Annotated in this window: 18 protein-coding genes, 5 tRNA genes and 1 pseudogene; 23 read left to right on the top strand and 1 reads right to left on the bottom strand. The window is 38.5% G+C overall.

The features are described from left to right. Nucleotides 1-19 precede the first annotated feature (19 nt). From G466_RS0109755 to G466_RS0109660, 20 genes are all read left to right on the top strand, one after another. Nucleotides 20-1,159, top strand: a complete 1,140-nt coding sequence (locus G466_RS0109755) for an acyl-CoA dehydrogenase family protein (protein ID WP_026813493.1) — start codon at nucleotides 20-22, stop codon at nucleotides 1,157-1,159. A gap of 120 nt (nucleotides 1,160-1,279) precedes the next feature. Next, on the top strand, nucleotides 1,280-1,627 hold the full coding sequence (locus G466_RS0109750) for a DMT family transporter (RefSeq protein ID WP_026813492.1): 348 nt from the start codon (nucleotides 1,280-1,282) through the stop codon (nucleotides 1,625-1,627). A 250-nt stretch (nucleotides 1,628-1,877) separates the two neighbouring features. Next, on the top strand, nucleotides 1,878-2,072 hold the full coding sequence (gene rpsU, locus G466_RS0109745) for a 30S ribosomal protein S21 (RefSeq protein ID WP_026811407.1): 195 nt from the start codon (nucleotides 1,878-1,880) through the stop codon (nucleotides 2,070-2,072). A 146-nt stretch (nucleotides 2,073-2,218) separates the two neighbouring features. Beyond that, nucleotides 2,219-3,109, top strand: a complete 891-nt coding sequence (locus G466_RS0109740) for a tyrosine-type recombinase/integrase (protein ID WP_026813491.1) — start codon at nucleotides 2,219-2,221, stop codon at nucleotides 3,107-3,109. 36 nt (nucleotides 3,110-3,145) lie between these two features. Continuing rightward, the gene (gene hpf, locus G466_RS0109735) at nucleotides 3,146-3,448 is read left to right on the top strand and encodes a ribosome hibernation-promoting factor, HPF/YfiA family (RefSeq protein WP_026813490.1); all 303 of its coding nucleotides are present in this window, start codon (nucleotides 3,146-3,148) and stop codon (nucleotides 3,446-3,448) included. Between the two features lie 97 nt (nucleotides 3,449-3,545). After that, nucleotides 3,546-3,619 (top strand) — tRNA-Thr (locus G466_RS0109730). A gap of 291 nt (nucleotides 3,620-3,910) precedes the next feature. Then, nucleotides 3,911-3,992, top strand: a tRNA-Tyr gene (locus G466_RS0109725). 78 nt (nucleotides 3,993-4,070) lie between these two features. Next, nucleotides 4,071-4,143, top strand: a tRNA-Gly gene (locus tag G466_RS0109720). Nucleotides 4,144-4,323: 180 nt separating this feature from the next. Beyond that, nucleotides 4,324-4,395, top strand: a tRNA-Thr gene (locus G466_RS0109715). A gap of 54 nt (nucleotides 4,396-4,449) precedes the next feature. Then, complete coding sequence (tuf, locus tag G466_RS0109710) at nucleotides 4,450-5,637, top strand: elongation factor Tu (protein ID WP_026813489.1); 1,188 nt, start codon at nucleotides 4,450-4,452, stop codon at nucleotides 5,635-5,637. A 141-nt stretch (nucleotides 5,638-5,778) separates the two neighbouring features. After that, nucleotides 5,779-5,851: transfer RNA gene (locus tag G466_RS0109705), tRNA-Trp, on the top strand. A 169-nt stretch (nucleotides 5,852-6,020) separates the two neighbouring features. Beyond that, a complete protein-coding gene (gene secE, locus G466_RS0109700) occupies nucleotides 6,021-6,209 on the top strand; it encodes a preprotein translocase subunit SecE (RefSeq protein ID WP_026813488.1) in 189 nt (62 codons plus the stop codon). Between the two features lie 10 nt (nucleotides 6,210-6,219). Then, complete coding sequence (nusG, locus tag G466_RS0109695; RefSeq protein ID WP_026813487.1) at nucleotides 6,220-6,771, top strand: transcription termination/antitermination protein NusG; 552 nt, start codon at nucleotides 6,220-6,222, stop codon at nucleotides 6,769-6,771. A 106-nt stretch (nucleotides 6,772-6,877) separates the two neighbouring features. Continuing rightward, entirely contained in the window at nucleotides 6,878-7,315 is a 438-nt protein-coding gene (gene rplK, locus G466_RS0109690) for a 50S ribosomal protein L11 (RefSeq protein ID WP_026813486.1), read from the top strand. Between the two features lie 20 nt (nucleotides 7,316-7,335). After that, nucleotides 7,336-8,025 (top strand): 50S ribosomal protein L1, encoded by a 690-nt coding sequence (rplA, locus tag G466_RS0109685; protein WP_026813485.1) that lies wholly within the window; start codon nucleotides 7,336-7,338, stop codon nucleotides 8,023-8,025. Between the two features lie 21 nt (nucleotides 8,026-8,046). Continuing rightward, nucleotides 8,047-8,562: a 50S ribosomal protein L10 gene (gene rplJ, locus G466_RS0109680; RefSeq protein ID WP_026813484.1), complete on the top strand. Its 516-nt coding sequence runs from the start codon at nucleotides 8,047-8,049 to the stop codon at nucleotides 8,560-8,562. Between the two features lie 53 nt (nucleotides 8,563-8,615). Further along, nucleotides 8,616-8,993, top strand: coding sequence for a 50S ribosomal protein L7/L12 (gene rplL, locus G466_RS0109675; RefSeq protein WP_026813483.1), 378 nt, complete (start codon nucleotides 8,616-8,618; stop codon nucleotides 8,991-8,993). A gap of 132 nt (nucleotides 8,994-9,125) precedes the next feature. Next, complete coding sequence (rpoB, locus tag G466_RS0109670; protein WP_026813482.1) at nucleotides 9,126-12,935, top strand: DNA-directed RNA polymerase subunit beta; 3,810 nt, start codon at nucleotides 9,126-9,128, stop codon at nucleotides 12,933-12,935. A 62-nt stretch (nucleotides 12,936-12,997) separates the two neighbouring features. Next, a complete protein-coding gene (gene rpoC, locus G466_RS0109665) occupies nucleotides 12,998-17,296 on the top strand; it encodes a DNA-directed RNA polymerase subunit beta' (protein WP_026813481.1) in 4,299 nt (1,432 codons plus the stop codon). A 98-nt stretch (nucleotides 17,297-17,394) separates the two neighbouring features. Then, nucleotides 17,395-17,706, top strand: coding sequence for a DUF3467 domain-containing protein (locus G466_RS0109660; protein ID WP_026813480.1), 312 nt, complete (start codon nucleotides 17,395-17,397; stop codon nucleotides 17,704-17,706). A gap of 86 nt (nucleotides 17,707-17,792) precedes the next feature. Here the strand turns inward: G466_RS0109660 and G466_RS0109655 are convergent, their stop codons facing one another. After that, entirely contained in the window at nucleotides 17,793-19,382 is a 1,590-nt protein-coding gene (locus G466_RS0109655) for a peptide chain release factor 3 (protein WP_026813479.1), read from the bottom strand. Between the two features lie 722 nt (nucleotides 19,383-20,104). Here G466_RS0109655 and G466_RS0109650 point away from each other — a divergent pair. The 3 genes and pseudogenes from G466_RS0109650 to G466_RS21730 form a co-directional block, all read left to right on the top strand. Beyond that, the gene (locus tag G466_RS0109650) at nucleotides 20,105-21,058 is read left to right on the top strand and encodes a PorP/SprF family type IX secretion system membrane protein (RefSeq protein ID WP_026813478.1); all 954 of its coding nucleotides are present in this window, start codon (nucleotides 20,105-20,107) and stop codon (nucleotides 21,056-21,058) included. A 288-nt stretch (nucleotides 21,059-21,346) separates the two neighbouring features. Then, nucleotides 21,347-22,930, top strand: coding sequence for an Ig-like domain-containing protein (locus tag G466_RS0109645; protein WP_026813477.1), 1,584 nt, complete (start codon nucleotides 21,347-21,349; stop codon nucleotides 22,928-22,930). Nucleotides 22,931-23,391: 461 nt separating this feature from the next. Next, a pseudogene (locus G466_RS21730) lies at nucleotides 23,392-23,921 on the top strand (hypothetical protein); the annotation flags it as partial.

The raw sequence follows: 23,921 nt of genomic DNA, 5'->3' as shown, positions 1-23,921 counted from the left end.
GATAGAGACCCCTAACGAAATGAGTTTTGATTATTCTGAAACTCAGAAGATGGTGGCTGCCTCCGCAAAGGAGTTTGCTGAACAACATATAAGACCCTTTGTAATGGAATGGGATGAGGAACAGACCTTTCCTGTAGAAGTTTTTAAAAAAGCAGGGGAGATGGGTTTTATGGGAGTACTGGTTCCGGTAGAACTGGGAGGTTCCGGATTGGGTTATCATGAATATATTAGTATTATAGAAGAGATCTCTAAAGTAGATCCATCCATTGGTCTTTCAGTGGCTGCACATAATTCTTTATGTACAAATCATATCCTCACTTTTGGAAATAAGGATCAAAAAGAAAAATGGATTCCTAAATTAGCTACCGCAGAATGGATAGGGGCTTGGGGGCTAACAGAACACAATACAGGTTCCGATGCGGGGGGAATGAACACTACTGCAATAAAAGAGGGTGATTCTTGGGTGCTTAATGGGGCCAAGAATTTTATCACTCATGGTAAAAGTGGGGATATTTCAGTGGTTATTGCTAGAACCGGTGAAAAAGGCGATAGCCGTGGCATGACTGCTTTTGTGATAGAAAAAGGTACTCCTGGATTTAGTAGTGGAAAAAAGGAAAATAAACTGGGAATGCGCGCAAGTGAAACTGCGGAATTGGTCTTTGATAATTGTAGAATCCCAGATGCCAATAGATTAGGAGAGGTGGGAGAAGGTTTTATTCAATCCATGAAAATATTGGATGGAGGTAGAATTTCTATTGGGGCCTTGTCCCTAGGTATTGCTAAAGGAGCTTATGAAGCTGCTTTACAATACTCTAAGGAAAGGGTGCAATTTGGAAAGCCGATCAGTCAATTTCAAGGTATCTCTTTTAAATTGGCAGATATGGCAACGGAAATAGAAGCTGCAGAACTACTGCTTCATAAATCCGCCTTTCTTAAAAATGAAGGCCGTAGTGTGACCAAGTTAGGTGCCATGGCTAAGATGTTTGCTTCCGAAGTTTGCGTGAAGGTGGCAAATGAAGCGGTCCAAATTCACGGTGGATACGGGTATACAAAAGATTATCCAGTAGAGAAATTTTATAGGGATTCTAAGCTGTGTACTATTGGTGAGGGGACTACCGAAATTCAAAAAATTGTAATCGCAAGACATATTTTAAAATAAGCATAGGTTTTTATCTAAATCACACTCCATATTAATTATTGAATTCGATTTTATGGCTTGTGATCTGTTGGGTTTACTATTATGCTTGCTAACGAGGCTTAATTTGGTTATTCTTTCATTATGAGTGTTAATTGGATAGTATTGATACTAGGTGGTTTGTTTGAGACCGGATTTGCTATAAGTTTGGGAAAGGCCCAACAGACATCGGGCAAGGAGATGTGGGGATGGTTGGTTGCCTTTATTATATGTGTGAGTATTAGCATGTACCTACTTTTTAAGGCCATGGGAGGTGAGAAGGCTATTCCTGTAGGCACTGCATATGCTGTCTGGGGTGCTATTGGGGCTGTGGGTACCGTAATTGCCGGTATATTAATGTTTAAGGAGCCAGTTACCTTTTGGAGGCTGTTTTTTCTTTCTACACTTATCATTTCGGTTATTGGCCTACAAGTATTTGGCAGTAATGCCTAATACGGGGTAACGTAAATTTATTTTATCGCTATTTTTCTGTAGATCTTTGGGGCACTATAACTGTTTTTGTAGTGGAATTAGCTAGTAGGATATAGGTGCAATATGTAATGTGGTAATAAGATACTTGGGTTGGGCTTGCGAGGAAGCGAATTTTAAAGGTTTTTAAAATATTTTAAAATATTTAATTGAATTTGAATATTAATGATATATATTTGCACCCTTAATCACAAAAGAGAGGAGGTTATCGCCCATGTTAATAATACCAATAAAAGAAGGAGAGAATATAGATAGAGCTTTGAAGCGTTACAAGCGAAAGTTCGATAAAACCGGTAGAATGCGACAATTGAGAAAGCGTCAGCAGTTCACTAAGCCATCTGTTCTAAACAGAGCTCAGAGACAGAAAGCCGCGTATATTCAGCATCTAAGGGATGAAGAGGAAATCTAGATCCCTGTAACATACTATAGTAAAAGTAAAACGTCCTACCTTTTTTGGTGGGACGTTTTTGTTTGTTTTTATAGGTCGTAAAGCGTGGTTAGAGGAAAAGTTGAAATCTTAAGAGCTTCTGAGATTAACTTTTGTAAATTTGGTTTATGTCTATAGATTCATTTATATCTTATTTATCCCTAGAGAGAAATTACTCTTCCCACACTGTCCTTGCATATGAAAAGGATATTCTTGATTTTAAGGAGTTCGCTGCCCTTCAATTTAATTTAACGGATATTGATGAGGCTAACTATTCGTTAATACGAAGCTGGATTATTAAATTGGTGGAGTCTGGTATTTCCAATAGATCAATTAACCGAAAGGTAGCTTCTTTAAAAGCGTATTATAGATTTCTTTTGGGAACAGAAAGATTATCTGTTAATCCATTGGCGAAACACAAAGCGTTAAAAACGCCTAAGCGAATTGAGATTCCATTTTCCGAAAGGGAAATGGAGGAGGTATTGGGGAAGGTGGTCTATGAAGGTACTTTTGAGGGAAAGCGTGATAAGCTTATAATCGAACTTTTATACGCAACGGGAATCAGGAGGGCGGAACTAATAAACCTTCGGATAAAGGATGTTGATTTAGATGGAGGAACTTTTAAAGTGCTGGGGAAGAGAAACAAAGAGCGTATTATACCTTTATTGGGATCCTTAAAGCGCTCAATCTTTGATTATATGGCGGAACGGGAAAGCTTAGAGACCATTCAGGATCCAGCTTTTGTTTTTCTTACCACCAAGGGCAATAAAATATATGAATCGCTTGTTTATAGAGTTATAAATAGGTATTTTAGTGAGGTGTCGACTAAGGTGAAAAGGAGTCCGCATATTTTAAGGCATACCTTTGCAACCCATTTGTTAAACAAGGGAGCGGATTTGAATGCTGTAAAAGAATTATTGGGTCATTCAAGTCTGGCTTCAACCCAGGTTTATACTCATAATAGTATTGCGGAATTGAAAAAAGTACATCTATCGGCGCATCCTAGAAACAAAAAATAGTATGTATAGGATTGTTTAACTTTAAAAATATAATATATGAAAGTAAACACGCAATCGGTGAATTTTACGGCTGATGGTAAGCTAATTGATTTTATGGAGACAAGATTAGGTAAGCTAGAGCAGTTTTATGATAAAATAGTTAGTACGGATGTGTACCTTAAGGTAGAAAATACAAGTACTAAGGAGAATAAGATAGTGGAAATCAAAGTTTTAGTTCCTCGGGATAAGTTTGTGGTGAAGAAGCAATGCAAGACTTTTGAAGAGGCAATAGACACCGCTTGTAGTAGTTTGGAGCGCCAATTGGTGAAGCGAAAAGAAAAAATAAGGCTAAATGCATAAAAAAAAATTAAAAAATGTTTTGAATAAATAAATAAAGCTTTACATTTGCAGTCCGTTAGAAATAGCGGACTTTTTTTTGAAAGGAAAAGAAGTAAAGGCCGATGTAGCTCAGCTGGCTAGAGCAGCTGATTTGTAATCAGCAGGTCGTGGGTTCGAGTCCCTCCATCGGCTCAAGTAAAAGCAACAGTTTCGATTGTTTTTGTTGAAATTTTGAAGTAAGGTTGAAAAGAATTCGCGCTTAGAGATTTGTCTCGAATTTAGTGGGAAAAAAATTCCGGCCAACTTTAGGAAAAACAAAAATAAATATTATTTTTGCTCACTTTTTGAAATGAAGTTGCATACATTTAGAATGGCGTTGTTGTTCTAAGGGAGCGGAGGAGAAATCTTCTGGTAAGCAGCTTAAATGAAAGTAAAGGGAATTTAATTTTCTTACGTTCTTTAAAATTGTAATAATATTACGTTGGGGAGATACTCAAGCGGCCAACGAGGGCAGACTGTAAATCTGCTGACTACGTCTTCGCAGGTTCGAATCCTGCTCTCCCCACAAAATTTTGTAATAAAAATACAACGTATTTTTTTGAAATAATGAATTAAATTTTTAGGTTTGCCTAAAAATTGCAATGCGGGAGTAGCTCAGTTGGTAGAGCGTCAGCCTTCCAAGCTGAATGTCGCCGGTTCGAACCCGGTCTCCCGCTCAAATTTCAAAAGCAAAAGGCTCCTTTATATGGGGCTTTATGTGATTGGGATTGATTTGACTTGAATTGAGTTATTCGGTCAGGGGTGAAGCTGTAAAAGTTTCGCTCGAGTTCATTAAACTTTGGGTTAATGGCATACACAAGGGGTAGAGGTTTTCTTTGCTTCTCGTAATTTTAAAAGCCGGTGTAGCTCAGGGGTAGAGCGTTTCCTTGGTAAGGAAGAGGTCATGAGTTCAAATCTCATCATTGGCTCAATTAAGGCATTATTTGTACACTAATATAAACTAAGAATTAAATTTAACAAACATGGCAAAGGCAACATTTGATCGTTCCAAACCGCATTTAAATATAGGTACTATTGGACACGTGGATCACGGTAAAACTACATTGACCGCAGCTATTACTACTGTATTGGCTAACGCGGGATTTTCTGAAATGAGAAGTTTCGATTCTATCGATAACGCTCCTGAGGAAAAGGAAAGAGGTATTACCATTAATACTTCGCACGTAGAGTACGCAACTGCTAATCGTCACTACGCTCACGTTGACTGTCCAGGTCACGCCGATTACGTAAAGAACATGGTTACTGGTGCTGCTCAGATGGATGGTGCTATATTGGTTGTTGCTGCTACAGATGGTCCAATGCCACAAACGCGTGAGCATATCCTTTTAGGACGTCAGGTTGGTATTCCAAGAATCGTTGTTTTCTTGAACAAAGTTGACATGGTTGATGATGAGGAGTTGTTGGAGTTGGTAGAAATGGAAGTAAGAGAATTGCTTTCTTTCTATGAGTACGACGGGGATAATGGTCCTGTTGTTGCTGGTTCTGCATTAGGAGCACTTAACGGTGAGCAGCAGTGGGTTGATACTGTTTTGTCTTTAATGGAAGCTGTTGATTCTTGGATCGAATTGCCTACAAGAGATGTTGATAAGTCTTTCTTGATGCCAGTTGAGGATGTATTTACAATTACTGGTCGTGGTACTGTTGCTACTGGTCGTATTGAAACTGGTGTTGCAAATACAGGAGATTCTGTAGATATTATCGGAATGGGAGCTGAAAAATTAACTTCTACTATTACTGGAGTTGAGATGTTCCGTAAGATTTTGGATAGAGGAGAAGCTGGAGATAACGTTGGTATCCTTTTAAGAGGTATTGAAAAATCTCAAATAAAAAGAGGAATGGTAATCTGTAAGCCAGGTTCTGTAACGCCACACGCTAAGTTTGAAGCTGAGGTGTATATCCTTAAAAAAGAAGAAGGTGGACGTCATACTCCATTCCACAATAACTACCGTCCACAGTTCTACGTAAGAACAACTGATGTTACTGGTACTATTAATCTTCCAAGTGGAGTAGAAATGGTTATGCCAGGTGATAACCTTACTATTACTGTTGATTTATTGTCGCCAATTGCACTTAACGTAGGTTTACGTTTTGCGATCCGTGAAGGTGGTAGAACAGTAGGTGCAGGTCAGGTTACTAAGATCATTGACTAATTATTTTTTGATAAGATAAATTTTACATTGAGGGTGTCTTGCTAAAGCGAGATACCTTTCAATGTAAATATAAGTGATGTAGCTAAATCTGTTCCTAATGTTTTTAATATCAGGAGTTTGGTTAAGTAAATCGTCACAGAAACGGGTGTAGCTCAGTTGGTAGAGCACTGGTCTCCAAAACCAGGTGTCGGGAGTTCGAGCCTCTCCGCCCGTGCAAAATAAAAATGGGTTCTTGCCCTATTAGGTCAAACTGGTGTTAGGCGAAATTCTATAAAAGATAGCCAACCATAGATGCCAGAATGAAGTTAGATAGGATAATCCGAAAATGTTGGGATATACCACATGTCCTTTCGAAATAGTTAAGACAATAAATAACGCGCTGCATGTTTACATATATATCAGAATCTATAGACGAACTTAAGAATAATGTTACTTTGCCTCCAAGGGCCGAATCCACCAATCTTATGGTTATTGTGGCTGTATTTTCTATAATTTTTGCATTGGCGACTTGGGGTGTGGATAGTTTGTTTAGTGAACTAATTCTGCTTTATTTCAATAATATAATCAATTAAGGAGAGCTCTATGTCAGAAGTGTTGGATAAGAAATGGTATGTTGTAAGAGCTGTAAGTGGTCAAGAGAATAAAATTAAAGGCTATATAGAGACTGAGGTTGCTCGTTTGGGTTTTGAGGATTATCTAGAAGAAGTCCTTGTCCCAACAGAAAAAGTAGTTCAGATTAGAAACGGGAAAAAAATAAACAAAGAACGTGTTTATTTTCCTGGGTATATTATGGTAAAAGCAAACCTTGGTGGTGAGATGGTTCATATTATCCGTTCCATTACTAATGTTATTGGATTTTTGGGTGAAACCAAAGGTGGTGATCCAGTGCCGTTGAGAAAATCTGAAGTAAATAGAATGCTAGGGAAGGTAGATGAATTGGCCGTTAAGACGGACAGTGTTGCTATTCCCTTTGTATTTGGAGAGACAGTGAAAGTAATAGATGGTCCCTTCAATGGCTTTAATGGTACGGTAGAGAAGATTAATGAGGAGAAGCGTAAGCTAGAGGTGATGGTGAAGATCTTTGGTAGAAAAACACCTTTGGAGCTTAGTTATATGCAGGTTGAAAAGGTGTAATTTATATTAAGGAATTTAAGTAAATAAGAATTTAATAAGAACTGTTACATAGTTAAAAGTAGTGTTGCTTCCAAAATTAACACGACTTTAATTTTAATTAGAAACAATGGCAAAAGAAGTAAGTAAAGTAGTTAAACTACAAGTTAGGGGAGGTGCAGCGAATCCGTCGCCACCGGTTGGACCCGCTTTAGGTGCTGCCGGGGTTAACATAATGGAATTCTGTAAGCAATTTAATGGGCGTACACAGGATAAAGCAGGGAAAGTCCTGCCCGTTGCAATCACGGTTTATAAAGACAAGTCGTTCGACTTTGTTATAAAGACACCGCCGGCGGCAGTTCAATTAATGGAAGCGGCTAAGGTTAAAAAAGGATCTGGCGAGCCTAACAGAAACAAGGTAGCGAGTGTTACTTGGGATCAAGTTAAAGCAATCGCTGAAGACAAAATGGTAGATTTAAATGCCTTTACGGTAGAATCCGCAATGAGCATGGTAGCTGGTACAGCAAGATCTATGGGTTTAAGAGTTTCAGGCACGAGACCTTTTTAAAATCTTAAAAGCAATTTAGAATGGCAAAATTAACGAAGAAGCAAAAAGAAGCTCACAGTAAAATAGATAAGAGCAAGCTCTATTCTGTTTCAGAAGCAGCTGCTTTAGTAAAAGAGATAACCAATACAAAATTTGATTCGTCTGTTGAATTAGCGGTACGTTTGGGTGTAGATCCAAGAAAAGCTAACCAAATGGTGCGTGGGGTAGTAACACTTCCTCATGGAACTGGTAAGGATGTAAAAGTTTTGGCTTTGGTAACGCCGGACAAGGAAGCAGAGGCTACAGAAGCTGGTGCTGATTATGTAGGCTTGGATGAGTATTTGGATAAAATCAAAAACGGTTGGACCGATGTTGATGTAATTATCACAATGCCCAGCGTAATGGGTAAATTAGGTCCTTTAGGAAGGGTTTTGGGGCCAAGAGGTCTTATGCCTAACCCAAAGACTGGTACAGTAACTATGGATGTAGCTAAAGCGGTTACAGAAGTGAAGGCTGGTAAAATTGATTTTAAAGTTGACAAAACAGGAATCGTGCATGCAGCTATCGGGAAAGTTTCTTTCTCAGCAGATAAAATTGCAGAAAATGCCGAGGAGTTGTTGGATACCTTGATGAAATTAAGACCAACGGCAGCTAAGGGAGTATATATGAAGTCAGTTTATATGTCTAGTACTATGAGCCCTAGCGTTGCATTAGATCCAAAAGTAGATTAACTGTAGTCAAAAGTTTTTATTATGACAAGAGAAGAGAAGAAAAATGTTATACAGGATTTAACTGCGCAGTTAGGGGAGAGCTCTACTATATATTTAGCTGATATTTCTGGATTAAATGCTGAGAGAACTTCAGCTTTAAGAAAGGCATGTTACAAAGCAAATATTAAGCTTGCCGTAGTTAAAAATACCATGCTTGCAAAAGCGATGGAAGCTTCTGAAAAGGACTTTGGGGAACTTCCTGAGGTTTTAAAGGGAAGTACTTCCATTATGCTTTCGGAAACTGGAAATGCACCTGCGAAGCTTATCAAAAACTTCAGAAAGAAGACTGATAGACCTTTGTTGAAAGGAGCATATATAGCCGAGGCAATATATATTGGTGATGATCAATTGGATGCTTTAGAAAGTATTAAGTCTAAAGAGGAAATGGTTGGAGAAATCATAGGATTGTTACAATCCCCAGCCAAGAATGTTATTTCTGGACTTAAATCTGGTGGAGGTAAACTTGCCGGAATCCTTAAGACATTATCAGAAAGATAATACGTACGCACTAAAAACAATTATATTTTAAAATTTTATTAAACGATAGAAAAATGGCAGAATTAAAAGATTTCGCAGAACAATTGGTTAACCTTACAGTAAAAGAAGTAAATGAGTTGGCCGCTATATTAAAAGAAGAATACGGTATTGAGCCTGCAGCTGCTGCAGTTGCTGTTGCTGCTGGTGGCGCTGCCGACGGTGGTGAAGCTGCTGAAGAGCAAACAGAATTCGACGTAATATTAAAAGCAGCCGGTGGTTCTAAATTAGCAGTTGTTAAATTGGTTAAGGAATTAACTGGTTTAGGATTGAAAGATGCTAAGGACATCGTTGATAGCGCGCCAAAAGCTATTAAAGAAGGTATTGCTAAGGATGAAGCTGAAGCAATTAAAACTCAATTGGAAGAAGCAGGAGCTGAAGTTGAGCTTAAATAATAGCATCAACCATAATTATTCTGGTTTAGGTCTTTCCGCTTTTTGTGGCTAGACCTAAGCCTTTTTATACATACCGTGTATAAAGGGATACACGACCCAATTAAGTATTCACGATCAAAATTTTGTCCATCGATGTTCACAAATCAGACTGAAAGAATAAGTTTCGCATCCGCTAAGAACACGCCGGATTATCCGGATTTCTTGGACATTCAGATTAAATCATTTCAAGATTTTTTTCAACTTGAGACCAAATCTGACGAAAGGGGCAATGAAGGGTTGTACAACACCTTCATGGAAAACTTTCCCATTACAGACACTAGGAACCAATTCGTACTAGAATTTTTAGACTATTTTATTGATCCACCTAGATATTCCATACAAGAATGTATAGAGCGTGGACTTACGTATAGTGTTCCTTTAAAAGCAAGATTAAAATTATATTGTACAGATCCAGAACATGAGGATTTTGAAACCATTGTTCAGGATGTGTATTTAGGTACTATTCCATATATGACCCCTAGTGGTACATTTGTGGTAAACGGTGCTGAACGTGTTGTTGTTTCTCAGCTACACCGTTCTCCAGGGGTTTTCTTCGGACAATCCTTCCATGCAAATGGAACTAAATTGTATTCGGCCAGGGTAATCCCATTTAAAGGTTCTTGGATAGAATTTGCAACTGATATCAATGGCGTTATGTACGCGTATATTGATAGAAAGAAAAAATTACCAGTAACTACCTTGTTCAGAGCAATTGGTTATGAAAGGGATAAGGATATTTTGGAAATCTTCGACCTTTCGGAAGAAGTTAAGGTTTCCAATGCCGGATTGAAAAAGGTGCTGGGCCGTAAATTAGCGGCAAGAGTATTGAACACGTGGCATGAGGATTTTGTGGACGAGGATACCGGTGAAGTAGTATCCATTGAGCGTAATGAGATTGTATTGGATCGTGATACCGTTTTGGAGAAAGATCATATTGCAGAAATCTTGGATGCTGATGTTAAAACTATCCTTCTCCATAAAGAAAATAATGCACAGAGCGATTATGCTATTATTCATAATACGCTCCAAAAGGATCCAACAAACTCCGAAAAAGAGGCTGTGGAACACATCTATCGTCAATTGCGTAATGCAGAGCCGCCAGATGAGGAGACCGCTCGTGGTATTATAGATAAATTGTTCTTCTCTGACCAACGTTATAACTTGGGTGAGGTAGGACGTTATAGAATGAACAAAAAACTTGGTTTGGATATCGCAATGGACAAGCAGGTCCTTACCAGAGAAGATATCATTACTATTATAAAGTATTTAATTGAGTTGATCAATTCCAAAGCGGAGATCGATGATATTGATCACCTTTCAAATAGAAGGGTAAGAACAGTTGGTGAGCAATTATCACAACAGTTTGGTGTAGGTCTTGCCCGTATGGCTAGAACTATTCGTGAGCGTATGAACGTTCGTGATAATGAGGTGTTTACACCTATTGATTTGATTAATGCTAAAACCTTATCTTCTGTAATTAATTCATTCTTTGGTACCAACCAGTTGTCCCAGTTTATGGACCAGACTAACCCCTTGGCGGAAATTACGCACAAGAGAAGATTGTCTGCATTAGGACCAGGTGGATTATCAAGAGAACGAGCAGGATTTGAGGTGCGTGACGTTCACTATACCCACTACGGAAGACTTTGTCCTATTGAAACTCCAGAAGGACCTAATATTGGATTAATTTCTTCACTTTCGGTATTTGCTAAGGTAAACCCAATGGGCTTCTTAGAAACACCATACCGCAGAGTGGAAGATGGAAAAGTTAATATAAACGACTTTATTTATCTGAGTGCCGAAGAGGAAGAGGGAATGAAAATAGCGCAAGCTAACATTCCTATGGATGATGAAGGAAATATTACTCCAGAGAAAGTTATTGCAAGGGAAGAAGGCGATTTCCCCGTGGTAGATCCAGTAGAACTTAACTATACGGATGTTGCTCCTAACCAGATCGCTTCTATTTCAGCATCGTTGATTCCTTTCTTGGAACATGATGATGCGAACAGGGCCTTGATGGGATCTAACATGATGAGACAAGCTGTACCGTTACTTAGACCAGAGGCACCTATTGTTGGTACTGGATTAGAGCGTCAGGTTGCTTCAGACTCTCGGGTATTGATAAATGCTGAAGGCGATGGGGTTGTAGAATACGTTGATTCTCAAAAGATTACTATTAGGTACGACAGAACGGAGGATGAAAAATTAATTAGTTTTGATGAAGACTCCAAGACCTATGAGTTGGTGAAGTTTAGAAAAACTAACCAAGGTACAAGTATTAACCTTAAACCAATTGTTAGAAAAGGATTTAGGGTAAGAAAAGGAGAAGTTCTTTGTGAAGGTTATGCCACCGAAAATGGCGAGTTGGCCTTAGGGAGAAACCTTGTAGTGGCGTTTATGCCATGGAAAGGTTACAACTTTGAGGATGCTATCGTAATTTCCGAAAAAGTGGTTAGAGAGGATATCTTTACTTCTATACACGTAGATGAATATGCGTTGGAAGTTAGGGATACTAAATTGGGAGCTGAGGAATTAACAAATGATATTCCAAACGTTTCCGAGGAAGCTACCAAGGATCTGGACGAATACGGAATGATCCGTATTGGAGCAGAAGTGAAGCCTGGTGATATCCTTATCGGTAAGATTACTCCAAAAGGAGAGTCCGATCCTACACCTGAAGAAAAATTATTGCGCGCTATCTTTGGTGACAAAGCAGGAGACGTTAAGGATGCTTCCTTAAAAGCTTCACCTTCTTTACACGGAGTGGTTATCGATAAAAAATTATTCTCTAGATCTGTAAAAGATAAGCGTAAGCGTTCTGAAGATAAAGAAGAATTGGCGAAATTGGAGTTGGAATACGAAGTTAAATTCCAGCAACTTAAAGATGTATTGGTAGAAAAGCTGTTTACATTGGTCAATGGTAAAACTTCACAAGGAGTGTTGAACGACCTTGGGGAGGAAGTACTTCCAAAAGGAAAGAAATATACCTTGAGAATGTTGAACGCAGTAGACGATTTCGCTCACTTAGTAGGTGGAAGCTGGACTACGGACAAGGACTGCAATACATTGGTAACCGATTTGTTGCATAACTATAAGATTAAATTGAACGACCTTCAAGGTAACCTTAGAAGGGACAAGTTTACAATTTCTGTAGGAGATGAATTGCCTTCAGGAATTATGAAATTGGCCAAAGTTTATGTGGCTAAAAAACGTAAACTAAAAGTTGGGGATAAAATGGCGGGACGTCACGGAAACAAAGGTATTGTTTCTAGGATAGTGCGTCATGAAGATATGCCATTCTTGGAAGATGGAACCCCGGTAGATATTGTATTAAACCCACTAGGGGTACCATCCCGTATGAATATTGGACAGATTTACGAAACTGTTTTAGGATGGGCCGGATTGAAATTAGGGAAGAAATATGCTACCGCGATTTTTGATGGTGCTGATTTGGATCAGATCAATACCTACACAGATGAAGCAGGCATTCCTCGATATGGACATACCTATTTATATGATGGAGGTACTGGTCAACGTTTTGACCAACCGGCAACCGTAGGGGTTATCTATATGTTGAAATTAGGACATATGGTAGATGATAAGATGCACTCGCGTTCTATAGGACCCTACTCGCTTATTACGCAGCAACCATTAGGTGGTAAAGCACAATTTGGTGGTCAGCGATTTGGAGAGATGGAGGTTTGGGCCTTAGAAGCTTATGGTGCCTCGGCAACCCTAAGGGAAATATTAACGGTTAAATCGGATGATGTTATTGGAAGAGCCAAGACATATGAGTCTATCGTTAAGGGAGAAACCATGCCAGAACCTGGGTTACCAGAATCTTTCAACGTATTAATGCACGAACTTAAAGGTTTAGGTTTAGACATTAGATTGGAAGAATAACAAGAATAGGTTTTCAACACTATTCCTAACAATTAGAATTAAATTAGTATCAGAATATAGTTATGGCTAGACTAAAAGATAATAATACCGTTAAAAGGTTCAATAAAATTTCAATCGGTTTGGCCTCTCCAGAAGCTATTTTGGCAGAGTCCAGAGGTGAGGTTTTAAAACCTGAAACTATTAACTATAGAACGCACAAACCTGAGCGTGACGGTCTTTTCTGTGAGCGTATCTTTGGTCCTGTAAAGGACTACGAGTGTGCTTGTGGTAAGTACAAAAGAATTCGCTACCGTGGGATTGTTTGTGATCGATGTGGCGTAGAGGTAACAGAGAAAAAAGTACGTAGGGACAGGGTAGGACACATTAACTTGGTTGTGCCTGTAGCCCATATATGGTATTTCCGTTCTTTGCCAAATAAAATTGGATACCTATTGGGATTGCCTTCCAAGAAATTGGATATGATCATTTACTACGAACGTTATGTAGTAATTCAGCCCGGTATTGCCAAAGGTCCAGAAGGGGAAGAAATTAAGAAAATGGATTTCTTAAGTGAAGAGGAGTATCTAAATGTTTTAGAGTCCATCCCACAGGAAAACCAGTATTTGGAAGATACCGACCCGAACAAGTTTATCGCTAAAATGGGAGCGGAGTGTCTTATAGATCTTTTAACGAGGATAGATCTAAGTGAATTATCTTATGAGCTTAGACATAAGGCAAATACAGAAACTTCCAAGCAGCGTAAAACAGAGGCATTAAAAAGGCTTCAGGTAGTAGAGGCCCTAAGAGAGTCTCAGGAGAATAGGGAGAATAACCCAGAATGGATGATCATGAAGGTTATTCCCGTTATTCCACCAGAATTACGCCCATTAGTACCGTTGGATGGTGGCCGTTTTGCTACCTCCGATTTAAATGACCTTTATAGAAGGGTTATTATTAGAAACAACCGTCTTAAAAGATTGGTAGAGATTAAAGCACCTGAAGTTATTCTTAGGAATGAGAAGCGTATGCTTCAGGAAGCGGTAGACTCATTGTTTGATAATACCCGTAAGGCTTCGGCAGTAAAAACAGAATCTAATAGACCATTAAAATCACTTTCAGATTCATTAAAAGGAAAACAAGGACGTTTCCGTCAGAACCTTTTAGGTAAACGTGTGGATTACTCCGCTCGTTCGGTGATTGTTGTTGGACCAGAGATGAAATTGTTCGAATGTGGTCTTCCAAAAGATATGGCCGCAGAACTGTACAAACCTTTCGTTATCCGAAAATTGATCGAAAGAGGTATAGTCAAAACGGTGAAATCTGCTAAGAAAATAATAGACCGTAAAGAGCCTGTTGTTTGGGATATTCTTGATAACGTGTTAAAAGGACACCCGGTTCTATTGAACCGTGCTCCTACATTGCACCGTTTGGGGATACAAGCGTTTCAGCCAAAACTTATTGAAGGTAAGGCAATTCGTCTACACCCATTGGTCTGTACGGCATTTAACGCGGATTTTGATGGTGACCAGATGGCGGTTCACCTTCCATTGGGCCCAGAAGCAATTTTAGAGGCACAACTATTGATGTTGGCGTCTCATAATATTTTGAACCCGGCAAATGGTTCTCCTATTACTGTACCTTCACAGGATATGGTTTTGGGTCTGTACTATATGACCAAGGAAAAGAAATCCACTCCCGAACTGAAAGTTAAAGGGGAAGGACTTACTTTTTATTCAGATGAAGAGGTTGTTATCGCTCATAACGAAGGACGTTTAGACCTTAATGCAGGTATCAAGGTACGTGCAAAGAGCTTTAACGAAGCTGGGGAATTGGTAAATCAAATTATACCAACCACCGTAGGTAGAGTCTTGTTTAATATGGTAGTGCCAGAAGAAGCAGGATATATCAACGAAGTGTTGAATAAAAAATCGTTAAGGGATATTATTGGTAATATCTTAAGTGTTACTAGTGTACCTGAAACGGCAGAATTCTTGGATAAAATTAAGACTATGGGATATGAATTCGCCTTTAGAGGTGGACTTTCCTTTAGCTTAGGGGATATTATTATTCCACCAGAGAAAGATGAAATGATTGCAGATGCCAACGAACAAGTAGATGGTATTATGGCAAACTATAACATGGGTCTTATTACCAATAACGAACGTTATAATCAGGTGATAGACGTGTGGACATCTACTAATACGGTGTTGACCGAATTGGCGATGAAGAGGATTCGTGAAGATATGCAAGGGTTTAACTCCGTATATATGATGTTGGATTCTGGAGCAAGGGGTTCTAAAGAGCAAATTCGTCAGTTGACCGGTATGCGTGGATTGATGGCTAAGCCTAAGAAATCTACTGCTGGTGGTGGAGAAATTATTGAAAACCCGATTTTATCTAACTTTAAAGAGGGATTATCCATCTTGGAATACTTTATTTCTACTCACGGTGCGCGTAAAGGTCTTGCGGATACGGCGTTGAAAACGGCGGATGCAGGTTACTTAACACGTCGTTTGGTAGACGTTTCCCAAGATGTGATCGTTAATACAGAAGACTGTGAAACGCTACGAGGTATTCAAGTAGAAGCTCTTAAGAAGAACGAAGAGATAGTAGAATCATTAGGTGAGAGAATCCTAGGAAGGGTTTCCCTACACGATGTGTATGATCCAATAACCGAAGAAAAACTCTTAACCGCCGGACAAGAGATTATGGAAGCGGATGTGAAGCGTATTAACGCTTCTCCGATTGAAATGGTTGAAGTGCGTTCTGCATTGACTTGTGAGGCATTGAAGGGTATTTGTGGTAAATGTTACGGAAGAAACCTTTCTACCAATAAAATGGTACAAAGAGGAGAGGCTGTTGGAGTTGTTGCTGCACAATCTATTGGTGAACCAGGAACACAGTTAACTTTAAGAACTTTCCACGTGGGAGGTATTGCAGGTAACATTTCCGAAGATAATAAACTAGAAGCTAAATTCTCTGGTATCGCTGAAATTGAGGAGCTTAGAACGGTGACCAATAAAAACGAAGAAGGAAAAGAAACGCAAATTGTAATTTCTAGAACTTCTGAAGTTAAGGTGTCAGATCCTAAAACTGGTATTACCCTAAGTACTAACAATATTCCTTATGGTTCTCAATTGTTCATTAAGAACGGAGATAAAGTAGAGAAAGGTCAAGTAATCTGTTCTTGGGATCCTTATAACGGGGTTATCGTTTCAGAATTCCCTGGGCAGATCGCTTATGAGAATATTGAACAAGGAGTTACCTATCAGGTAGAAATTGATGAGCAAACCGGTTTCCAGGAAAAAGTAATTTCTGAGTCTAGAAATAAAAAGCTGATCCCTACCTTATTGATTAAGAATAATAAGGATGAAGTATTGCGTTCTTACAACTTACCAGTTGGTTCGCATATTATGGTAGATGATGGTGATAAGATTAAAGAAGGTAAGATCTTGGTTAAGATACCACGTAGATCCGCCAAGTCTGGGGATATTACTGGAGGTCTTCCAAGAGTTACCGAATTGTTCGAAGCACGTAACCCATCTAACCCAGCTGTAGTTTCTGAGATTGACGGTGTTGTTTCCTTCGGAAAGATTAAACGAGGAAACCGCGAAATCATTATCGAATCTAGATTAGGAGAGGTCAAGAAATACTTGGTAAAACTTTCTAATCAGATCCTGGTTCAGGAAAATGACTATGTACGTGCCGGTATGCCGTTATCCGATGGGGCAATTACTCCAGAAGATATATTGGCGATAAAAGGTCCGTCTGCAGTTCAGCAGTACTTGGTAAACGAAGTGCAAGAAGTATATCGTTTACAGGGTGTGAAGATTAATGACAAACACTTTGAGGTTGTAGTTCGTCAGATGATGCGTAAGGTTCGTATCCAGGATCCAGGTGATACTATTTTCTTAGAAAATCAGTTGGTTCATAAGGAAGACTTTATCGTAGAGAACGATGAGATATACGGAAAGAAAGTGGTAGAAGACGCTGGTGATTCTGAAAACCTGAAACCAGGTCAAATTATCACTCAACGTCAACTAAGGGATGAAAATTCTATCTTAAAGCGAAATGATCAGAATTTGGTTATCGCTAGGGATGCGGTTGCAGCTACGGCCACGCCAATCCTTCAGGGGATTACTAGGGCGTCGTTACAGACCAAATCATTTATCTCAGCTGCTTCTTTCCAGGAAACGACCAAAGTATTGAACGAAGCTGCGGTAAGCGGTAAAATAGATTACTTAGAAGGATTGAAGGAGAACGTTATAGTGGGACATAAGATACCAGCTGGAACGGGAATGAGGGATTATGATAATATCATTGTTGGCTCTAAAGAGGAATACGATGAAATCATGGCCCGAAAAGAGGAACTGAAATTCTAAAAATTAAAAACCTCGATGTGACCCATCGAGGTTTTTTTTTGTTTGTCTAAAATAGGTTACTTTAAACCTTATGAACTAGAAATAAATCGGTGAAAATAATGAGCGAGAAAGACCAAAAACCAAATCAGATCAATATAGAATTGGACGAAAAGACTGCAGAAGGAATATATTCCAATCTTGCTATAATCAACCATTCCGTATCCGAATTTGTGGTAGACTTTATTAGTATGATGCCGGGGGCACCAAAAGCTAAAGTGAAAAGTAGAATTGTACTTACACCCCAGCATGCCAAAAAGTTTTTAAAGGCGTTAAGTGATAATGTAAATCGCTTTGAGCAAGCCCACGGTCCAATCAAAGACTACGATCAACCCCCAATTCCAATTAATTTTGGACCTACAGGAGAGGCATAATACAAAAGGCCCTTTGCAGATGCAAAGGGCCTTTTTGTTTATAATTACTGTGTAATTCGGTCCTACAATAGTAGGGGAAGTATCAATTAATTAAACTCCGAAGTAAAGTGTAGTTTAACGTTGGGATATTTTTGCTGGGTCATCTGTAATGAAAATTGAGAATCTGCCAAGAAAACCAATTGATTGCGTTTGTCTTTTGCCAAAAACTTCTGTTTTACCCTTTTAAATTCCTTAAACTCCTCACTTTTGCTATCTTTTGCTTCTACCCAACAGGCTTTGTATACCGGGAAGTTCTCATAGGAACATTTAGCGCCGTACTCGTGCTCCAATCGATATTGTATCACTTCAAACTGTAGAGCACCAACAGTACCAATAACCTTCCTGTTATTCATCTCCAGCGTAAATAATTGAGCTACACCTTCATCCATTAGCTGATCTACACCCTTGTTTAATTGTTTCGACTTTAATGGGTCTGCATTGTTTATATACCTAAAATGTTCTGGTGAAAAACTTGGGATTCCTTTATAGTGCAATATTTCTCCTTCAGTTAAAGTGTCCCCAATTTTAAAATTCCCAGTATCGTGTAAACCAACAATGTCTCCGGGATAGGAGATGTCCACAATTTCCTTTTTCTCTGCAAAAAAAGCATTGGGGCTGGAGAATTTTAGCTTTTTACCCTGTCTTACGTGTAAATAAAGTTTATTTCTTTCAAAAGTACCAGAAACCACTTTTATAAAAGCCAAGCGATCGCGGTGCTTAGGATCCATGTTGGCGTGAATTTTAAATACAAATCCCGATAATTCAGTTTCCTCAGGTCGTACTAATCGCTCTTCAGCCATTTTAGGTTGGGGCTGGGGAGCAATATCAATAAAGCAATCCAAGAGTTCTCTTACCCCGAAATTGTTTAATGCGGAGCCGAAAAATACGGGTTGCTGCTCTGCTTTTAAATAGAGCTCTTTATCAAAATCTGGATAAACTCCGTTCACCAATTCCAAATTGTCGCGTAATTCGTTTGCCGCTTTTGCACCAATTATTTTTTCTAATCCAGGATTTTCTATATCGTCAAAAGCAATAGTTTCCTCTATGTTCTTTTTATTGTCGCCACTAAAAAGATTAATATTTTTCTCATAAATATTGTAGATTCCCTTAAAGTCGTACCCCATACCTATTGGGAAACTTAGCGGGGTTACATTAAGTCCAAGTTTCTGTTCCACCTCGTCCAAGAGATCAAATGCATCCTTACCTTCCCTGTCCATTTTATTGATAAAAACGATCATTGGTATCTTACGCATCCTACAGACTTCCACCAGTTTTTCTGTCTGCTCTTCCACCCCTTTGGCTACGTCTACCACAACAATAACACTGTCTACCGCTGTAAGGGTTCTAAAAGTATCCTCGGCAAAATCCTTATGCCCTGGAGTATCTAGAATATTAATCTTCCTGTCCCTGTAAAGAAATGCCAATACAGAGGTAGCAACGGAAATTCCTCTTTGCTTCTCAATCTCCATAAAGTCACTCGTAGCACTTTTCTTTACTTTATTATTTTTAACGGCGCCTGCTTCTTGTATAGCTCCACCAAATAAAAGTAACTTCTCTGTTAGAGTAGTTTTACCTGCATCGGGGTGAGCAATAATTCCGAAGGTTCTTCTTCGTTGAATTTGATTCTTAAAACTCATTATTCAATTAATTTGTGCAAAAATAGGGCAAATAAACTTTCTTCATCCCTCAAAAGTAACCAAATAAGGCAAAGCGATTAAATCTTGGTTTATAACCCAATTATATTGAAATCCATTTTTTACCTGATATTACATCCTATTTAAATCGACTTAATATAGTGACGATATTAAACTGATAAGATATTAGACTATGTTTTTTGGAAATGGTGCTTTATCGATTATTAGTGTCGTTGCTAGATTCTTAGCCATAATTGTAGTCGCAAAAAATATGATGGTGAATATTTTAATTTAACTTAGTCCTATAATTTGTGGTATTCCCCAATACTTACATCATTGATGCCTAATCTGCTTTTGTTGATGATTATAGGCAAATTTATCATTCTTAATCTCAGGAATAAGTATCATTGGACATAAAACTTATGCTGGCGTTTTGGTTATGGGACTAATTCTATCTTTTGATAGCATAATTAGTGCCGTAGGTCCATATAGTAATGTACCTGATGGTTTTGGTAGACCACTGCTATAGAATGGGGTGCTGATTAATCATAGGATAATGGTAATCCTATGGAAGTAGAACCTAACTTATAAGTGGAAACGTATAGGTTCCTGTCACATTATTACCACAGGAGTTTTTTTTTATTACATTTCCAGTTCCTGTTTAATCAGTGAATGGTTATGGATGGTGATTGACTTTAAGTGGGTTATTAAATATATTATACAAGATGAACTATAAACAGAGTCTTTTTGTTACTGTTTTATTCTTATTTTCCCTATCTATTGGGCTATATGCACAGCAAGACGCCCAATATACCCAGTATATGTACAATACAATGAGTGTAAATCCTGCTTATGCTGGATCTAGGGGGCAATTGAGTATTGTCGCATTATACCGATCACAATGGCTAGGACTTAAAGGCGCACCAAAAACCCAAACCATAAACCTGCACTCACCCATAAGGAGAAGTAGGTTAGGATATGGAATTTCTGTAATAAACGATAATGTAGGAGATGGTGTCGTACAAGAAACGCAATTCGATGCTATATTGTCCTATACGATAGATGTATCCATGGATAGTAAAGTATCCTTTGGATTAAAGGCAGGAGGTAATTTGCTGAATCTGGATTTTACCGAATTAAACAATTATACTTCTGAGAATGTACAAGGGGATAATATTGATAATAAATTTTCACCCAATTTTGGGGTAGGAGTGTATTATCATTCGGATCAATTCTATGCCGGACTATCTGTTCCCAATCTTGTGGAAACGCAACATTTTGATAATTCCCAAAGAGATGCCAATTCGGTGCAGTTCCTTTCTACCCAAAGAATGAATTTTTACCTTATAACCGGTTATGTCTTTGATCTTAATTATTACTGGAAATTTAAACCTGCACTATTGACCAAGGTAGTGGGAGGAGCTCCATTACAGGTAGATCTATCGACAAACTTTCTTTACAAGGATCAAATTAGCTTTGGGGCAGCTTATAGATGGAATGCCGCATTAAGTGCCTTAGTAGGCTTTCAGCTAAATGATAACATAATGCTAGGTTTAGCTTATGATCGTGAGATTACGGAGTTGGGAGGCACACGATTTAATGACGGCTCCTTTGAAGTGTTTTTGCGGTTTGAAATTAAAGGTTGGTACAGTAGAATGGTAACCCCCCGCTTCTTTTAAAATGGTTAAAGTTACTGCTCATAGCACCTAATTTTTGCTGAATGCTAACTTTTTCTTGCTTGTCTGAACAATCCACTTACAATATTTTCTATCTATTGGAGTTTACCACAGTTTATACTTCATTCACAACAAATTATATTATGAATTTATAGTACTAGGTATATTTAGCAATTCAAAGCTGTATTTCTGTAATCGGAAGGTAATATGCCATTCATATTTAAAAATCTAAACTATAATTTTAAACGCTTAATATCAACGACGTTGTTTTTGGTAGTATGCTTTCCTATTATGGCCCAGGTTACCGGAGATTATAGATCAAAAGCTAGTGGTAACTGGAATAACGTCAATATATGGCAAACGTTCAATGGTTCCACTTGGATGAATGCTACTTCCTATCCTGGCCAAAACAGTAATGTTAGCTCTGTAACTATAGGAGGTAATAATACAGTAAGCCTAAATACGAACATAATATCCTATACTATAGACAGGCTTATTATTGGAGATCAAACTGGAGGTAATGACACCTTATTGTTCTCGGATAATAGTGATTGGGAAGTGAATATAATGTTAGTCGCCATACAAAGTGACGGTATTATCTCATGGCAAGGAAATACAGCTTTGAAACTACCTGAAGAGGCCATTATATATAATAATGGCGGGAAAATAGAGGCAAAATGTTCAGAAGCTAAAAGAATACTTCTAGGAGATCGGGCATTTTCTTCATGTAAGGGAAATAAAGGTGAGTATTCTTTTGATGAACTAGAAGCTGCCTTACCTCCTCCCTCTAGTAACGGGAATATTGCCGAATGCGCAGATAAAACTATACAAACCTTGAACGCCAATGATACGGCAATTCCTCCATCTGGGGCTCATATTGTATGGTACAAAGCTACGAGTGGTGGTTCTCCCGTTTCTCCACCTACCCTAAGTTCGGTGGGAACTGAGACTTATTACGGGGAAAGTATAGATAATGCTGATCCAAATAGGAAAAGTCTTTTTAGGACTGCTGTAAAATTAACAATTTTACCGAGGCCAACAATATCGGTTACTAGCTCCCCACGTTGTGTTTTTAAACTTTTTCCATTTACTACGACCTATACTTTAGAGGTAACTGTTGGATCGGGTACGGTAACAAGTAGTGCTGGAAGTGTAGCTAATACCTCGGGAAATAGATGGGAGGTTACAAATGTGCCATCGGGAACCAATATTGTAGTAAAGGTTACCGATGGAAATGGTTGCTCTGAAAGTATTCCGATAACAGCACCAGATTGTACTTGTGTGGTTAACTCGCCCACAAGTGGAGGTAATAAAACCTATTGTTCAGGAGATACAGTTCCTAATATTACTGCATCGGTAGTTGTAGGGCAGACGGTAGACTGGTATGATGCGGCCAGTGGTGGTACATTATTATTAATGGGCAATACAACGTACACCCCTTTAGGCCCTGGTACTTTTTATGCCGAGGCAAGAAACGCTAGGAATTGCACTAGTAGTGCAAGAACGGCCATAAAAGTTGCCCAAAATACCCCTTCAACTGCGGTTATTGGTCCAAACCAATCCGTTTTTACCGGTGGAAATGCCATTTTCACGGTTACTACAACTAATGCAGATTCTTACCAGTGGCAGGTAAGTACAGATGGGGGAATTGTTTTCAATAATATAACTGATGGGGCCGAGTATGCTGGCACCCAGTCAACTGCCTTAACAGTAAAGTCAATTGGATTAGTTAAAAACGGTTATCGATACCGTGTTTTGTCATCAAAATCGGGCTCTACCTGTACTGCAATAAATTCTGCTTCAGCATTGTTGACAGTTAAGGTGAAAACGATTATAACCAATAGAAGGATTACCTATCGGGTAAATAAAGACTAGAGCCTCCTTTGTTATACCACAAAAGACGTTCTATTTCATAAGCGTGAACTTATGAAGGTTTGCCCAATCTTTCCGTATTCCACATATCTCACCCTATTTTTTTATGAATAATTGTTGATCAGTTTAATTAACTGCAAAAGCTTTATTGTTAAGTTGAAGAATGCAAGTAAAAAATAATCACAAATCAATTTTATTTAGGTTGTTTTTCATCGATGAAATACTACGGTTGCGGAGTAGGTCGACGAATAGCTTTTCTTATATATGGTCCTTCACTGTGATCAGACCCCTGTTTTTTTGCTCTATACAATTGTAATAGGGCATTACACAACATTTATTTTATGTAGGGGGCTAGATGGTTAATATTTGTAAAGTGTAGAAAATTCTTATTTCCAATGGTTTAAACGAGATATACACTTCATCAGTATTACAGATTCAAAATACCATAAAGTAATCCAACCGTCATGAACATAAAGATTCTACTTTTTATTTTTCTAATATCCAGCTTTGCCTTTGCCCAAACCACAGTTAGCTTGGAAGACCAATGCGATTGTAAGGTTTTAAGCGGAACGATAGTTTCCGCACCTGGGAGTGCAAACCCTAGTGGTGCAGATATGGGGGATATTTATGTAAATATAAATACAGGGACCATTTATTATTGGGATGGCGACTCTTGGGAATTGACGGCCACGGACAGGCAACAACTACAGAGCTTTAATTTTGACCCCATAACAGATCAACTTTCTCTATCATTAGAAAATGGAGGAAGTGTTAGTGTGGATCTAAGTAGTCTAAGGTTCATGGAGACTCTTACCGCTTTAATCCAAAACGCTGATGGAACTTTTACCTATACGGATGAAGCAGGTAATCCTTCAATTATTGATGTTAGTAATCTTGAGACACTAACTACTCTTACTTTAAATGGAGATAATATAAACCTAGACTATACGGATGAGGATGGGGTACTTACCCAATTGAACCTTTCTGCGCTTGT

The sequence above is a fragment of the Arenibacter certesii DSM 19833 genome (assembly GCF_000429545.1).
Taxonomy (GTDB): Bacteria; Bacteroidota; Bacteroidia; order Flavobacteriales; family Flavobacteriaceae; genus Arenibacter; species Arenibacter certesii.
The sequence above is the reverse complement of the archived record's forward strand: the minus strand, read 5'-3'. Positions and strand labels throughout refer to the sequence as shown.

Bases quoted from the DNA above. Each gene is read 5' to 3' on its own strand.
- G466_RS0109755 (WP_026813493.1), top strand. From the start codon at position 20: ATGAGTTTTGATTATTCTGAAACTCAGAAGATGGTGGCTGCCTCCGCA.
- G466_RS0109750 (WP_026813492.1), top strand. From the start codon at position 1,280: ATGAGTGTTAATTGGATAGTATTGATACTAGGTGGTTTGTTTGAGACC.
- rpsU (WP_026811407.1), top strand. From the start codon at position 1,878: ATGTTAATAATACCAATAAAAGAAGGAGAGAATATAGATAGAGCTTTG.
- G466_RS0109740 (WP_026813491.1), top strand. From the start codon at position 2,219: ATGTCTATAGATTCATTTATATCTTATTTATCCCTAGAGAGAAATTAC.
- hpf (WP_026813490.1), top strand. From the start codon at position 3,146: ATGAAAGTAAACACGCAATCGGTGAATTTTACGGCTGATGGTAAGCTA.
- tuf (WP_026813489.1), top strand. From the start codon at position 4,450: ATGGCAAAGGCAACATTTGATCGTTCCAAACCGCATTTAAATATAGGT.
- secE (WP_026813488.1), top strand. From the start codon at position 6,021: ATGTTTACATATATATCAGAATCTATAGACGAACTTAAGAATAATGTT.
- nusG (WP_026813487.1), top strand. From the start codon at position 6,220: ATGTCAGAAGTGTTGGATAAGAAATGGTATGTTGTAAGAGCTGTAAGT.
- rplK (WP_026813486.1), top strand. From the start codon at position 6,878: ATGGCAAAAGAAGTAAGTAAAGTAGTTAAACTACAAGTTAGGGGAGGT.
- rplA (WP_026813485.1), top strand. From the start codon at position 7,336: ATGGCAAAATTAACGAAGAAGCAAAAAGAAGCTCACAGTAAAATAGAT.
- rplJ (WP_026813484.1), top strand. From the start codon at position 8,047: ATGACAAGAGAAGAGAAGAAAAATGTTATACAGGATTTAACTGCGCAG.
- rplL (WP_026813483.1), top strand. From the start codon at position 8,616: ATGGCAGAATTAAAAGATTTCGCAGAACAATTGGTTAACCTTACAGTA.
- rpoB (WP_026813482.1), top strand. From the start codon at position 9,126: ATGTTCACAAATCAGACTGAAAGAATAAGTTTCGCATCCGCTAAGAAC.
- rpoC (WP_026813481.1), top strand. From the start codon at position 12,998: ATGGCTAGACTAAAAGATAATAATACCGTTAAAAGGTTCAATAAAATT.
- G466_RS0109660 (WP_026813480.1), top strand. From the start codon at position 17,395: ATGAGCGAGAAAGACCAAAAACCAAATCAGATCAATATAGAATTGGAC.
- G466_RS0109655 (WP_026813479.1), bottom strand. From the start codon at position 19,382: ATGAGTTTTAAGAATCAAATTCAACGAAGAAGAACCTTCGGAATTATT.
- G466_RS0109650 (WP_026813478.1), top strand. From the start codon at position 20,105: ATGAACTATAAACAGAGTCTTTTTGTTACTGTTTTATTCTTATTTTCC.
- G466_RS0109645 (WP_026813477.1), top strand. From the start codon at position 21,347: ATGGCCCAGGTTACCGGAGATTATAGATCAAAAGCTAGTGGTAACTGG.